Origin of the sequence: Paraburkholderia sediminicola (assembly GCF_046026675.1) — a bacterium.
Classification (GTDB): Bacteria; Pseudomonadota; Gammaproteobacteria; order Burkholderiales; family Burkholderiaceae; genus Paraburkholderia; species Paraburkholderia sediminicola_F.
In genome coordinates this window covers 193,916-208,511 of record NZ_JAQQEY010000003.1, presented here as the reverse complement: position 1 = coordinate 208,511, position 14,596 = coordinate 193,916, and the positions used below count along the sequence as shown (strand labels likewise).

The window sequence follows — 14,596 nt, the reverse complement described above, 5'->3', positions numbered from 1 at the left end:
CAAATCGCTGAGTAATCAATGGCTTGGACGCGCATAAGCGAAGACAAGCATGGTATTGCATGGAAGAGCGTGGAAGACTATACTGGGTGTATGTCCCGTGCCCTATCCCTTGCTGATCAACTCTCGCGCAATGCCAAGCGGCAACAGGACGCCTATGCCGAGCTGACCAAGGCGCTGGGAGCAAGGGATCAGACAGGTCGAGAGCGGGCGCAAGCGAAGATCACCGAGCTGACGGCCGAATATCAGCGTCTCTCCGATGCGCTTCGCTTCAGTGAACTCGAAGCGCGCGAAATCGCGACGCCCCGCGCGCGCAAGCCCGGCAAGCCGCTTCGCGAACTCGCGCTCGATGCCCTTGACGACCTGGGTGCCCCGGCTCCGCCAGCCCTCATCGCCGACCTGACCGCCGCGCTCACCGGCGATCGGCCTTCGCCGTCGCGCTTTGCTAGCCTCAGGCGGGACGAAGAAAATGCAGCGCGCCGCAATCTAGCCGCGCGACCAGCATGGATCGTTCCAGCGATCAGCGCCGCCGAGCTTGCCGCCATTCCCAGGTTGCTCACGAGTTCCACTTGGAGCTTGGAGCGCCGCATCATCGGCTCGCGCAGCATGCGCACTGACAATTTGCGGATCGCGACCAGCCTCGCTCGCCGGCTCGCCCACCTTCACGAGATTGGAGCGGCAGAGGCAAAGAGCGTCGAGCGACTGCTGTTCCCGTTCGCGCGGTCGATCCCGGGTGCCAATGACACAGGTCAGCCGATCGATCCCAAGCGCGTGACCGAGGCTGCCCAAGCCGAACTGACAATGCTTGAAGAGGCTGACCTCTCCGAACGACGAGCTGCTGCAGCCCGGCTTTTGTCGAGTAGTACCTTCTTCAAATTCTGGGGGCGCCCCGTCATGGTTGATACCAAGGCGGCCGAGAGGGCGATCCGGTGACGCCCGCCAACGCGCGCCTTGCCCGCCTTCGCGGTGGCATTCCGGCCGTCGAGGTCGGTGCGCGCGGAATCGAGAGCGTGGCACGCAACGCCGGCTGTACCCGGCTCCGTGCCATCGTCATCTCGGGTCTCACACCGACCGAGGTTATCAAGCACGTCTTCAATGCCGAGCCCGACATCATGTCGCCGTTCGCGATGACCCTGAGCCAAGCCTATGAGCGCCGTTTGCTGGAATATGGCGGGGCTTCGCTTCTGACCGCCTACCGTGAGAAGGGGCATTTGGCTCCAAGCGAGGTGAAGATCTCGTCGGTCGCGGATCACGCTCCAGGTGACGGCGCGCTCGCCCGCCAGCGGCGTGAACTGGAAACCCAGCGGCTGCTGGACATGAAGCACGCGGGTAACCCGCTCGCGCCGAATCTCATTCTCAATCCTCGCCTGCCGCTGGCACTGGTCGGCGTCACACACGCGATCGAACTCGACTATATGGTCGCGAGCGATGACGCGCGCTCCTATCGGGTTGGCGTCATCAAGTCCTACGCCGATCGTGGAGGCAAAACCGACAAGGCGGACATTCGTGCGGCCTGCCGGGAAGCGGCGGTGGGAACGCTCGCTTTGCGCCAGCATCTCGATAGCCGCGGCCATGATCCCGATCTCGCCGGTGACCGCATCGATATGGTGCTTCGCGCGCCGGGGTCATTCGTGCCACGACTATTTGCGTCGATGCGAGCCGAGTCCGAAATCGCTTCGCTCGTGCGGGCGTTGTCGGCCGCGCCCGCCGACCTCGACGAAGTCGAGCAATTAGTACCTGCCGGCGCGAGCTTTGCCGATCGACACGTGATTGATCAGATCCCTAACAATTACCAGTCGAACTGCAAGGAGCATTGCGCTTTGTGGGAGCGCTGTCGCGCACAGGCGCTCGCCACCGGGCAGCCGATCATTCTTGGTGACGCTGCCGCCGAACAGCTGGCTGCAGCGGGCTCGATTACACGAGCGCTCGACTTGCTCGACGGCCGCGGCCGGCCACCCGATAACCGTGCCGAGGCCGCTCTCGCGACAGAACTCCGCGCTGCGGCCTTGCTGCTCGATAGGATCTCCAATGGCTGACCTTGTCCACGTCGCAGCACGTTTGCGGGCGCTTCAGCGCGGCCAGGCCGTGCCGATCGTTTCGCAGCGCCAATTGGTGATACAGCCCCACGCGCGCATCCTGACGTTGCTCGCGATGGCGGGTGAAGATACTTCCGTGCATGCCGCAGCGCTTGGTCGATTCGGCCATCCGCCCGAAATCAATGTTGTCGCCGATCCGCGTCGCCGTGACGATCAATATGCCCTGCTGCGTTGGCTGCTGCCCTTCTTCGAACAATACTACGCCGAATGCTTGGCCGGCGGCACCTTCCCGCAGATCTGGGTATCCTCTGCTGGCGCACTGGGTCATCTCGACACGCTCGCCGACCGCCTTCGCTTCACCGACGAGGACGATATCAAGCGGCTCGGCACCTTGTGGACCTATGCTGGCGAGCGTTCGCCGGTGGCCGGGCAGCAGGCCCTCATCGGCGCGACGACAGCACTCAGGGCGCACTATGCGACAGGGCAGCAGGAAGCTGAGGATGAGCACCTCGGATCGCTGTTGACTTGGATCGAGCCGCCCGCCGGGCGCGATATCTTCGCTGCTGTAGCTACCGCCGAAACACAGCCAATGGCAGTGAAGACCGACCCGCGGTTCGATCGAAACACGCTGCAGCCGGCGATTGAAGATTATAATCGCGCCCGCTCCGCCGGCGAGCATGAGTCCGCGATCGCGTTCCACCATACACGCATCCAGCATATGCTCGAAGGCGTGATCCGTCCGGTCTATGCTGGCACCCAGCGGGCAATCTCGCTGCTGACTGCACCCCGCTGGCAGCCGAATCCCGCGCTCGATGCGCTGGCCGATCAGGAAGCGCGGGAGTTCGCGCGTTTCATGGAAGCGCGTGAGGCAGGCTTTCATCTGCCGTATCACGACAGACCGAAGGCGGGCGCCATGAAAATGGTCTCACGAGAGCGTGCTGTGTCCAACCTGGAAGCAGGCATGCTTCGCCATGACCGCGCCGCGCGTGAAAAGGGCGTTGTCAGTGGAAGCGTGCTCCGCGCGCAGGTGGTCGACATCGGGGAAGAAAAGATCCGCCCCCGCATGTTTGAATATGAGCTTGTGCTGTCCAGCCATCAGGACAGCCTTCACCTTCGTACCGGCGATGAGCTGTGGACGCTGGATGACCCAAAGATATCACTGCGCATCGACGATGTGGAACGGCGTGGCCCCTTCACGTGGGTCACCGGCACGGTGCTCCACGGCAAGAATGCGGTGAAACGCATGTCGTCAGGCATCACGCTCGATTTCGGACCGGAGGCACCCCACTGGAAAGGCATTGGCAATGAGCTGAACCAGATGAGTGCGCGACTGACCAACGAGCCCTGGACGCATGGCGATACGACGCCGGCACCGACCCCGGTCAACCGGCCCATGCCAGCAAATCTGGTCGCCGCGGTGGAAAGCCTCGCATGACCGAGCCCTTCGATCCACAGGCCGCGGCCGATGCGGCTCTTGAGCGAGTCCTCGCCAGCCAGTGGCACGGTATGCCCGCAGTGGTGCTGCGCTCACCTCCCGGCGCCGGCAAGACCGGCGTCGCGCAGCGCGTCGCTCTTCAGAGCGCCACCATGCTCGATCAGCGCTGCATGGTCGTCACCCAGACCAACGAGCAGGCGTTCGATTTGACGCGCCGGCTCGCCGGCAACGCGCAATCGCTGCCTATCCATCTGTTTGCCCGGCGCGGCCTCACTCTGCCGGCGGACGTCGCAAGTCTCCCCAATCTGGTGGTCGTGCATGACGTACCGAGCCTGCCGCAGCAGCCGTCAATCACGATCGGAAACGCCGCGAAATGGTCATGGATACAGACGGCCGAGTCCTGCTTCGATGTCCAGATCGTCGATGAGGCGTTCCAGCTTCCGGACTATCGTTTCCAGCTAATCTCGAACCTTGCGCCACGGCACGTGCTGATCGGCGACCCGGGCCAGATCGATCCCTTCGTCAATTGCGAGATAGAGCGCTGGCGCTGTGACCCGGCAGGCCCACAGGTCTCATGCCCAGCAGCGCTCGTGAAGCGCCATCCATCGGTACTTCAGCTCGACCTGCCGGTCTCACGCCGCCTCAACGCCGATACCGTCAGCCTCGTTCAGCCAGCCTTCTACCCGGACATGCCATTCCGGGCGATGAGTCAGGATCGATCGGTGCATTTCTCGGTCGCCGGGATCATGCCATTCGACGCCGCGCTCGACTCGGTTGCGGCCGGGTCATCGATCGTCATGGTCGAACTGCCCGCGCAGATCACCGGAGAGGCGGATGGTGAGCTTGCACAAGAGCTTGTCGATTCGATTGCGAGGCTGCTGCGCCGGCGCGCCTGGATGAGCGATGACGGTCAGGTCTTGGAAGTGACGCCCGACAAGATCGGGGTTGTCTGCGCGCATGTGAGCCAAGTCAATGCCCTGCGCGAACGGCTGAGGCCTGAAATGGCAGGCGTGTTCGTCGAGACCGCCAATCGCTTCCAGGGGATCGAGCGTTCATTCATGTTCGTGCATCATCCCCTGTCGGGAAGGGCTGATGCAACCGCGTTCCACCTCGACGCGGGCCGTCTGTGCGTCATGCTATCAAGGCACCGCATCGGGTGCTGGGTTTTCGGCCGACAAGGCATCGACCAACAGCTGATTCGCTTCTCGCCGGCGGGTGACCGTGCGCTCGGTATCGATGACGATCCCGAATATCGCGGTTGGAGGGCCCACCTGACGTTCATGGCCGCGCTTGCTCGTGCCGGGCGCGTATTTCCCGCAGTAAACGGGCTGGTTCCGTTGCCATCCTATTAGGCAAATTTGTTCCCGTTTGTCAGATGTGTCATTTGAAGGATTGTTTACCGTCACTGCGGGTCATCTTGAGTAGTTGGCGTCTGTGATCGCAAATTTAGCTGGCGTGGTTGCCAACCATTGCTCAGGATTGGCGCGAACGCGCTAGCGATCTACTGCGCCCGTTTCACCTCATTGCTGCGCAAATTTATCGACGTGGATGACTCTGTAGCGCGCCCAAGTTTGTTGCGCATCACGGTGAGTTCGGCGCCGCTCGATAGCGCGAGTCGCAAGTGTGTGACGCATCCTGTCCATACCCAAAGACATTCAAGCTCCACGCAGGTCGTGCGCACCGTTAGCAACTCCGCGCCGCACAGCGGGCCGCGGTGTACGGCGCATGAATGTGGCATCAAAGTCATGCTCTCCCGCCGTAGCTGTCAGCAAGCTGCGGACCGATCGACATACACTGCGGGAGATTCATCCAAACGTTATTACGACCTTGGAAACAGCGGCTTCCAAGGTCGCTCCTGTACTGACCCGCCGCTCCAAAAGATAGGCAAAGTGTTGTTCGGCGTGGCATTGTGAAAGACAACCAAAGCACCCATGGAGCCATGGCCAAGAGGAGCACTTGGAGAAAGTTCTCTACCAATCTGCTGCAACACGTCTTTCGCAAAGTTCCGATCGCCCTCCGCCTCGAAAATCCCCGCCTCGTCATCGCAGGCCCTAAGGTCGTCGCCCAATACCGTTGCGGCAGAGACTTCAATTCCAGGAAACTCAGCACGAACTGCTTCAAGAGCCTCTGGAAACGCAAACATAACATAGAGGCAAATACGGCCATCGGTTACGTAATGATCCCAAACGTCTTTCGAGACACTCGATTGAAACTTGTGCATGCCCTTGACCAAAGTTCCGCCGGTCCCGGCGAAGTCGTCTACGATTGTCACCAGTGCGTCGGCGTCGGCATGCGAACGCATCCATCCGTCCAGTTCGACAGCCGGTGTACATTTTCCCGGGCGCAACATACTCTTGGCTTCTCTCGCCATGGTAGCGCCACTCTTGTGTTCAGCGTCGACATAGCCTATCGCGAGGTTATCGCGCCGCGCCTTGATAATAGTCCATGTGCCGTTACCAATATTTCGGCGCTTGGCGATAACCATTTCCTCAATCTTGGCCATTCCTCGAGCACGCATTCCTTCATTGATGAAGCCACGCTCTGCGACTCGTTGAAGCAGTAAAAAGGCAGTTTCGATGCGACTGTCGTCGTCGAACTGGCGCAGCCACGACTTGATCTCGGCGACATCTTTTTGCTTGCCGCAATAGATCAGCCGTTGTGCCACTACCAGCATGTCGTCTTCGTTTATCGGGAATGCGCTGTCGGCAGGCTCAAGCTTAATCGCCTCCGTTGGCTCGCTATCTTCGGCCTTGCGCTGGGCATCCTTGTAGGTAGTCCAGACTGGTATCAGTTTGGATCGCGCATTTTCGCCGAGCCACTCTCGAAATATTTGCAAAGAAATTACTTGGCCGTCGCCATCTTTCAGCTGCTGAAGTACGCTGCGTTGTAATAGCCGCGCGCACGCCCGGCGTAGTTCGGTCGCGGTTGCGCGATCTTCGGCGGCAATCGGCAATGCTTCTTGCACTTCCATGAGTTCATCAAGTGCCTCGTATCTGCCGCCAAGGGCTGAAACACAGCACAATGCAACGCAGTTTTCAGCACTCTCCCTGCGCTTTTCTTCGATCTCAAGAACAGGGTTGTCTTCCCAAAGATGCGAGAAATTCGTCGCCCCGAGAGACCTTAAGAGTTGATGCCTCACCGCGGATGTGTCGTTCGCATCAACGAATGTGCGGTGTTCCTGCAAGCATCGCTCGAAGAGTTGAAAACAAAAATTATGAATATAAAATGGATTGCCGGCAGTGTAGCCTGTAATGAAGCTGACAGCTTCAGCATCGAATTCGATAACTCCTTTCACCGGTTCTTCAATCAACGCACGACAATCGGAAGGGTTGTCAATCCGGTCGAGGCGTACATTCGTCCATTTATTCAAATCGGTTTGATGACGCGAGTAGATGGCGTCCATTCTCTCGCTGCCAACAAAGAAAAACGTCAAACCGGCCTCCGAGGCTGATCGAAGGCCCTTCATAAACTGTCTACCGCGTTCGCCGGTATAAAAGGCTGAGTCGAGATCATCAAACTCGTCAATGATAACGACAAACTTGTGCGCGGGCATTGAGGCAGACAGATGCTCAACGAAAGGCACCAAAAGATTGATGCCTGCACCGAACTCCGCTTCAGACGGCACGTCTACTCCAGCCTCCGCCTTGTCAACGAGGCGACGGGCGATTCGATGGGCAAGCTGACCTTCGTGCAGCGATGCCAACTCCCCCATACGAAGCAGTATGCAGGTCGTGTCTGCACGTGCCGACAGCTTTGCAGAAAGCACCTGGAGCAGAGAGGTCTTGCCTATTCTTTTCTGGCCCCAGACAAATGTGGATGTTCCTGCCATCGCGGCTAGCTGCAACTTCCCTAGAGCTGAGCTGCGACCGTACAGTCGGTCGGGTCGGCGGATAGGATTGAGCGTATACGGTGGATCCGCCAGTAGCGCCTCCCAGTCGGGTTCCGTGACTTGTTGCGCGATAAGTAACTCGTCCTTCGCTACGGCTGCCTTCCCCATACTTGTTACGCAGGCCCATTGGATCAAAATACGAAGTTCACTGCGCGGCTCCGACAAGACCAGACGGAATCGTACAAGCTGTTCGCCCCCGGGTGGCACATCGAAGGGTCCCATCGGCTCGTTGACCGTCAATTCGAAAATGGCCCCGTCCCCGTTCGCCACTGGTTGCAATGACACGTCGCGGGCGTGTCCCTTGCCCTGATTCCGAAGTGAGAACGATAGGTAGATGTCGGATCCGATGGCCCTAAGATCCGCCTTAGTGCTTGGATTTCTCAACGATAAGGCTGGTGCCAGCGCAACTTCGCCGCGAGATGTCGCTTCCTCAACGAGGGTCGTCAAATGATCCAAGACGGGCTGCACCAAAGCCAGCCAAATCCGGCTGCCGAGGCGAGGGTCGGGCGAGATCGGACGATGAATTTTTATATTTTCGAGGTACTCTGGCGCCCGCCGGATGACCTCTGAATCTTCATTGCGCTCATATGCCTCACAGAGTTTGCGAAAGGCAGGCCCAATCAAAATATCCAAGTCACTTAAGAACTCTCGTTCGGCGGCCACAAGCATCGGCTGGAGACGATGTGCCAAACGCAAAAGATCGATGGACGCAACCTTTGCCGTCGCCGGCGTCGTTCGCAGAAAGCGGGTCACGGATGCGCTTCCCTTGGCAAGCAATTCCTCTAACTTGGCAAGCGCGGCCTTGCATACTTCGGTAGGAGATCGTTTTCCTATGTCGTATACCGCGGCGATGTCGTCTTTCAGCTTGAATACAAAATCCCGCTCTGCCTCATTTAATTCTGGGTCCGCTGCATCGATGCGATGTATTGCATTTACAAATGCGGTTGCAAGATTGTTTCTCGAGAACGAGTCGAAACGCTCAGTCAACTCTGCGAGCGAAGCTGGTTCGAGGAATAGCCCTCGCGGAGCGGCCCATGCGCTGACGATTCGAGCAAGGATGCCCTCTTCTTGCCCATCAGCCGCACTGGGGAACTGCTGCGCGAGCAGTTCACCGACTGTGAAGCCATCCCCACGGTCCTTGGCCGCAGCTAGCGACTCTACCAACGCATCCTTCGCCTGGTCGGGTTCCAAAGACGTCTCTGCCGCTACGGATATGCTCGATGCCTTCGGATTCAGGCGAGAAAAAAACTCATGGAGGCGCTGCCGGACTCGAAGAGCAAGTTCGCGGTTCCAAGGCAGTTGCAGTTGACTCGGAAGATAAGTCGTAGCAAGCCCAAGTTCCTGCCATCGCTGCGAGCTTGCAAGTTCACCGCCCTGCAGTTCAGCGCGGTGCTCAGTCAGGAAGGTGCGGCGCCATTCGCCGAGTTCTACTGAGGTCAGAGTGGGCATAACCGGCAATTCCTCACCCCCTTTCGACGATCTCGCGAGCCCCCGACGCTCGTCCCAAACGTAGGTTTGAGCGCTCGTGTAGTCCATCACTGCTGTCCAAAGGTCATCCCGTATACGACCGTTGCGCCTTAGCATCTGTTCGGGAGTTTGGTCTACTGGGCGCTTCGTCGTGAACCGTTTGCTAGTGAAAGCTGTCGTGCTGCCCTCGCTTTGCTTAGACGAACCAATGAACTTGACCTCCCTGTGCATCGTATCTTCGCTAAGTACGACGTCAGGCTCAAGCATGGCAACAAAGGAGCGCATGTCTGTTGCGCCGAATTCCTTCGGATCGAATCTGCGGTCCGTCACTTGCAAAAGACGGTTTTTCAATACCGCCAAAGACATCGTTGTCGTGCCTGCGCCCATCTTACGTTGGGCCTGCACGAACGCAACTCTGACTAGCTCAAGCGCTTCATCCTTTGTTTTCAACGTCCTCTCCCATCACCGCGTTTTTTAACTTGGCCAAGCTTTCCGCTAGGACCCTCAAGGGTCTTGATTCAGTCGGCGCAACGGAATCATATTATGAATGCTTCGCGCGTCCGCTGGGATTATCATCCGAAAGAAATAGCCCGCGTTTGCTGGCTCGCTCTGTCCCGCGGAACGGCGCGCATACAGCCTTGGCAAAGATTCGCGGCAAACACGCTCCAGAGTCACACGCTGGTGATGCGCGCCACACCGTCTTCGACGAGACTCGCGATCAACGGTTTGTCCGGGCGCCAGCGGCTGGGCGTCACGGGTAGCCGGCGATCGAGAAGATGGCGCGAGCGCCGTGCGGGCTAGTGGCGGCAAAGCGACTCTGGCCGCCTTGCGCCCTTTCCCGATAACCACTGAACCGGTGGTCGCCGCGCGCATCCGTCTCGACATCGCCGAGCGTCGCGCCAACCAGTTCGCTCGCACGCAGACCCACTGCATAGCCGAACGTCCAGGACAAAGCACAGCCGCTGGGCCGCGGTGGGCGGCCGGCCTTAGGACCACTCAAGCCCGTTGACGATCGCGAGGATCAGCGGCCACTCCCCGTCAGTAAAGACATGCGACGTGTTGAGCACGCCAGCGCGGGCGCTGCCCCGCACCTTCACGCCGGCAAACGGATTCGCAAGCAGGCACTGCTGCTCGATGAGCCACCGGAACGGCGCGCCCAGCGCGGACAGGGCGTAGGCGGCCGAGCGGGCCGACAGGCCGCCCGAGGACGAGCGCCAGCCGAGTGCACTGCGTGGCCGGACCGGTCCCACCCATCCTTCCCGCGGCGTCGGTCGACTCAGGAATGCGCGATAGGCAACCGCGTCCTCTGTCGCGAGCGACAACCACGCCTGCACCGCCTAGCAATCGCTGTCCGCGTCGAGTGTGCAGGTCGCGTGCGGCGCACAATAGGTGCCGGCCGAACCGTCGGCCTCGCGCGGCAATCACAGCTGCTCCCACGGCACGATGCCTCTGGCCGACCAGAGGGCATTGAACGCCCTCGCTCGCTCTGTCAACACCGGTGTGCGGCGAAGAACGCCTCGATGCGTAGCGCACTGGTGGGACCGAGCCCGGAATGGCTTTCCACCGTTGCCAACGGTGGAGGATGCGTACGATGAGGTCCGCCAGTGTTGCAATGCCGTACGCGCGCAGGGTGGCGACCGCGCGTGCTAGCAGCCAGATACTCGCAAACGCTCACGCATACGAATGCGTCGCGGGTTGCCCCCCGGGCAAGAAAATCTGAATGGTCTACGGTCGGTGGCTCATTGCGGTAGATTGACTGAGTCACTGAAGTGCCCGGCACAGGCATAGAAGCCCTGCTTCAATGCCAACACAGTCGAATAGCCATCTGCGCCAAGTTGCTGCGCCGAACCGACATTGACGCAACGGCATGCATGCCTAGCAAGCGCCGGTTCGCGGGAGAAGCAAGGTCAATAGCGATCTGGATACGGTATCGGATTCGAGTATAGAGTGGTGCCGCCCGTGAACCGGGTCAACGTTTCCGCCGGAATCCCTTTCTCGATTAAAGCATTCGTAACCGCATTGTTTCTCGTCGTTGAGCATAGAAAAGAAAGCAATCTATAGAATCCGAACAACGACACGTGTCCCCACTCGTATTGAGAGCCTTCAAACGCCAAGTAAGGAAAATTCTTCGGTATAAGGCATCCAGTCAGCTCACAACTGTTACTTCTGCTTTTAGAAAAAGTTAGACGTGGCAACCTCACCGTTTCGTGATACAACCTTCCCGTTATGTGCCCGAGCGCAATTGCTACGGCCTCGATTTCCTTGTATGTTCCACCAAACAACGAACAGGTAAGGTCCATATCCTCGTCACGCGTACCGGTCGCGAGGACGCCAAAGTACGAATTCGTTGCTGCCGGTAAGAGGAGATATCGGTCCTCCAGTACGCGATAGTATGTCTCGCTATCGAGGAAGCGCGACATTGTCAACGCTCCATGCCTGAGTTCGACGAAGCGACGCGCTTCGCGCCCGCGCGCATCTCGAAGCGCGACGAGTGGAGAGTAGTACGGTAAGTCGTGTGGCTGCTCGTCGCGTCTATAGCCGAGAATGCAACGAACATTGCCGACCAGGTCAACCGCAAGCGTTTCCGTAGACCACTTTGAAAGGTCGATATCGGAACCCTTAACATATCCTTCTGGTATGTCAATTTCTTGTTTTTTTTGATGCCTCATCGTGTCTGTCCAGTGGTAGAAAATAACCGGATATGTCGATACCAATCAAGAACACCAAGTCGGCCGCACAACCAATCGGCGGACAAGCCCTGTAATTATCGAGCCGCCATGCTCCATGTTGCTATCTTGGCAGAAACGTTCCTGGATATCATAACGTCGACAGCTATAGCTCGCACAAGATCCGTGCACGATAAGCGGAATGCGATTCTGATTGACTGCAGCCCACTTCAAGTCGCGCCACGATCACGGCTACCCCATCTCAAATTCAGAGGAGATTCTCGTGGTCCATCGGTATCCCCGACGTCACTTCACGGCCGTACTTCTTCGAGTTTGCAGCCGCCTAGACAACCGCGACGCAGCGAAAATTGAGTGGAGCACGCGGTTTCCCTTTGATCAGCGTCAGTGCCAGTTGGTCAGAGTTCAGAGGATATGGGCGTTCGGTTCCTACGCGCGTGGGGCAATGGACTGTGGAGACCTTGACTTGATCGTAGAGGTGAAAGCTGAACAGGAGCCGCCGGCATCAGCGGTCTACCGCACCTTCTTCGGAAGCACCCCAGACGTGCGAATATATCTAGGCACGCCAAAAGCTAACCGTTCGGGCCTCGAAGTACCGCAAGCGATACTCATCTGGGACGGACCAGGACACGATTGGAGGGCGTCGATTGACCGGATAGTGGAGGATCCTGACGCAACCCGCTTCAACAGGCCGCTCGACAACCTCCCATTCCGCGCGGAACAGTTGGGTGTTCCTCCCGACGTACTTGAAGAGATCGTAGCGGCCGAGAAGTGCGGAATTGTCAAATGGGCAATGTCGCCCCTTCCCACTCGGCTCGATGCGGATCAGCTAGGACGCTCTGGGGAACGGTTCATGCGTCGTGTGAACCTTGCCGGAAAGAAAACTCAACAAGTTGCGGCCCATGTGCTTGCCTTTATGCGGCCGCGAGAACACTGGTTCGGCTCGGCGCCAGCTTGGGATGGCAATAACATCACTTGGGGCGGTTGCAAGATTCTGATGGGTTATCCCTACGTACCACTTCACTGGCTCGATCGACTGGGAGTGTTTGAACTCGTCATTGCGCCGCATATCAGTCGAAGAGGTCCTAACGGAATATGGAGTATCGCCAGAGGGGAAAATCACCCACTCGTTGAACGGTTAAGAGGTGTCGAATTCTTCATTTTTGGCTGGGGCGGTGGCGTGCCACCTCAGCATCTGATATACGTTACGGATAGCGATAGTTTCGACAGCTCCTATCTGGTCGAACTCTTCCGAACTGAGGAAGCGGCAAACGGTGTGGATATTGATTGGGGAAACGAGGAACCAATGACTGTCCAGAAAGTCTCCGGTGACAACTTGCTGGCGTTGCTCGCGACGGCCGACGTCGTCTCTATCGACGGACACGAATATGCGAGATCGTTACGCGGGAAGGCGGCCTGCGAATTAGACGAAGTCACGGCGGATGAAGCTTTACTAGACCTCATTGCGGTGGCGCCGCAACCGAAGGCCGAGCCATGAACGTGGGACCGTGTGGCCGGTCCGCAGTGAAATCGCCACTATTGTGGAGAGCAAAAGGCAGTGATTTCATTCGGCTCTCCTAAGTCGTTGCGCTCGAAAGTGAACACGTTTGCTAACGTATTGATTCTCGCCTGACCTGAGTAATCGTTCGTCATTTCAGGTTGGTGGCCGTCCAACAGGTCGCAGAACGTGGTCGATCCTGCGTATTCTTGGCGATGACGATCAGTCTACGAGCTGAGCTCCAGCTACATGACCGCGCGCGACCTTCGACAACCGTCGGTGAATTCCGCCGAGGACGCCGCGGGCCGACTGCCCTGCCCCAATGCGGTCCGGCAGGTAGCGTTCCACGGCTTTGCGGACCGGCATGCCGGCGTACCAGGCGCGCAGCATGGTCAGTTCATCGGCATCGGGGAAGTCCGTAGGGCGAGGTTCGGGTAAAGGTGTCTGGCGCGTTTTCATAGGTACCAGTTTGGCACAACAGTGATGCTATTGTGATAGGAATACTTATTTTAATAGACCGATTTTTGATGACAATATTTTTTGAGCATCACCAAGGATAGATCCACATACCGCTCCATAAGCAGGCCTTAATGTTTTGAAGTCGTAAGAACGAAACATTTTATCCATGACGTGCAGACCACCAAAGTGGCCACCGGGCGAGTACTTTTTGCGCGCGTGTTCGTCGAAAAATCCGCAGGTGCTACGGCAAAATAATATGTTTAACTTAGCAGTTGTCGCGCGTGCACGCCCAGCGCCGAACGTTCGCCCGTTCATCGCGAGTCGGTTCAGCACTGGGCCATCTCACTGCGCCCGAACTTCGATGGAGACCCGCCTGTCCGGTTGCAGGCAAGCGATGACTGCCCTGCTCCCGCCGTCCGGACATTGGGTTGTTGAGTCACGCGACCCCACTCCCGCCACATGAATCACCTCACCGTCGAGCCCATGATTGATCATGTATTCCCGTACCGTCTGTGCACGCGCCAGTGACAACGGCTGGTTGACCGTGTCTGGCCCGAGGCGGTCGGTATGGCCGACGACCGAAATGGACTGAACACCCCTTCGCTGCTTGATACGCGCGATGACCTGCTCGAGGTTGGCCGCCCCGCCCGGCAATATCGAAGTCAGGCTGGACTGCCCGAAAGCAAACAGGGTATCGGTTTGCAGCACGAATTGATCAACCGTTTGCGCCACAGGTGCGACCGGCTGCGAGGCCGCTGCAGCCGGGGTATCCGGCGCGTCACCGCACGCGAAGGTAAGCCGCCGCGTGACATCGGCTTCGTCGTTATCCGGCTGGAGGCGCCCAATCTTCTGCACCGCCCGAACCGGTTCTCCGTGGCATATCTGCCGGGCCACCTTCATACATGTGGCGGGTCCTTCGAAGATCCCATGACATTCGACCTGATGGAGCCTGGAACCATCCGCGGTTGTGACCGTATAAGCGTTAAACGTTGGCCCGGAAGCACTCGAACATCCCGCAAGAAAAACCAGGCTCAGCAATAAACTCCATCCAGAAAGCTGCTTCATTATGTTCTCCATACTGTTTTTTCGTACGTCCGGTTCGGCGCACGATCACGTTGTCCGCATTTGAAC

8 protein-coding genes and 2 pseudogenes are annotated in these 14,596 nt (G+C 58.5%); 5 read left to right on the top strand and 5 right to left on the bottom strand.

The window, feature by feature from the left end:
• Window positions 1–18 precede the first annotated feature (18 nt).
• From PQQ86_RS39060 to PQQ86_RS39045, 4 genes are read left to right on the top strand one after another with little or no spacing between them, the layout of a single operon-like run.
• Complete coding sequence (locus tag PQQ86_RS39060; RefSeq protein ID WP_408279601.1) at window positions 19–930, top strand: hypothetical protein; 912 nt, start codon at window positions 19–21, stop codon at window positions 928–930.
• Window positions 927–2,033 carry a hypothetical protein gene (locus tag PQQ86_RS39055; protein WP_408279600.1) on the top strand — a complete coding sequence of 369 codons (1,107 nt, stop codon included), beginning with the start codon at window positions 927–929 and terminating at the stop codon, window positions 2,031–2,033. The genes PQQ86_RS39060 and PQQ86_RS39055 overlap by 4 nt, the downstream gene beginning before the upstream one ends.
• Window positions 2,026–3,468 (top strand): hypothetical protein, encoded by a 1,443-nt coding sequence (locus tag PQQ86_RS39050; RefSeq protein ID WP_408279599.1) that lies wholly within the window; start codon window positions 2,026–2,028, stop codon window positions 3,466–3,468. Before PQQ86_RS39055 ends, PQQ86_RS39050 begins: the two co-directional genes overlap by 8 nt.
• Entirely contained in the window at window positions 3,465–4,820 is a 1,356-nt protein-coding gene (locus PQQ86_RS39045) for an AAA domain-containing protein (RefSeq protein WP_408279598.1), read from the top strand. Before PQQ86_RS39050 ends, PQQ86_RS39045 begins: the two co-directional genes overlap by 4 nt.
• A gap of 467 nt (window positions 4,821–5,287) precedes the next feature.
• Here PQQ86_RS39045 and PQQ86_RS39040 read toward each other — a convergent pair whose 3' ends face one another.
• The 3 genes and pseudogenes from PQQ86_RS39040 to PQQ86_RS39030 form a co-directional block, all read right to left on the bottom strand.
• Window positions 5,288–9,274 carry a phosphoribosyltransferase-like protein gene (locus PQQ86_RS39040; protein WP_408279597.1) on the bottom strand — a complete coding sequence of 1,329 codons (3,987 nt, stop codon included), beginning with the start codon at window positions 9,272–9,274 and terminating at the stop codon, window positions 5,288–5,290.
• 230 nt (window positions 9,275–9,504) lie between these two features.
• A pseudogene (locus PQQ86_RS39035) lies at window positions 9,505–10,480 on the bottom strand (phage integrase family protein); the annotation flags it as partial.
• Window positions 10,481–10,731: 251 nt separating this feature from the next.
• On the bottom strand, window positions 10,732–11,493 hold the full coding sequence (locus PQQ86_RS39030; protein WP_408279596.1) for a hypothetical protein: 762 nt from the start codon (window positions 11,491–11,493) through the stop codon (window positions 10,732–10,734).
• Window positions 11,494–11,974: 481 nt separating this feature from the next.
• On the opposite strand from PQQ86_RS39030, the gene PQQ86_RS39025 reads away from it, so the two are divergent.
• The gene (locus tag PQQ86_RS39025; protein WP_408279595.1) at window positions 11,975–13,006 is read left to right on the top strand and encodes a hypothetical protein; all 1,032 of its coding nucleotides are present in this window, start codon (window positions 11,975–11,977) and stop codon (window positions 13,004–13,006) included.
• 255 nt (window positions 13,007–13,261) lie between these two features.
• On the opposite strand, the pseudogene PQQ86_RS39020 reads toward PQQ86_RS39025, so the two are convergent.
• Together PQQ86_RS39020 and PQQ86_RS39015 are read right to left on the bottom strand one after the other, a co-directional pair.
• Window positions 13,262–13,465, bottom strand: a pseudogene (locus PQQ86_RS39020) (integrase); the annotation flags it as partial.
• 342 nt (window positions 13,466–13,807) lie between these two features.
• Window positions 13,808–14,530, bottom strand: coding sequence for an OmpA family protein (locus PQQ86_RS39015; RefSeq protein WP_408279594.1), 723 nt, complete (start codon window positions 14,528–14,530; stop codon window positions 13,808–13,810).
• Window positions 14,531–14,596 lie beyond the last annotated feature (66 nt).

Bases quoted from the DNA above. Each gene is read 5' to 3' on its own strand.
- PQQ86_RS39060 (WP_408279601.1), top strand. From the start codon at position 19: ATGGCTTGGACGCGCATAAGCGAAGACAAGCATGGTATTGCATGGAAG.
- PQQ86_RS39050 (WP_408279599.1), top strand. From the start codon at position 2,026: ATGGCTGACCTTGTCCACGTCGCAGCACGTTTGCGGGCGCTTCAGCGC.
- PQQ86_RS39045 (WP_408279598.1), top strand. From the start codon at position 3,465: ATGACCGAGCCCTTCGATCCACAGGCCGCGGCCGATGCGGCTCTTGAG.
- PQQ86_RS39030 (WP_408279596.1), bottom strand. From the start codon at position 11,493: ATGAGGCATCAAAAAAAACAAGAAATTGACATACCAGAAGGATATGTT.
- PQQ86_RS39015 (WP_408279594.1), bottom strand. From the start codon at position 14,530: ATGAAGCAGCTTTCTGGATGGAGTTTATTGCTGAGCCTGGTTTTTCTT.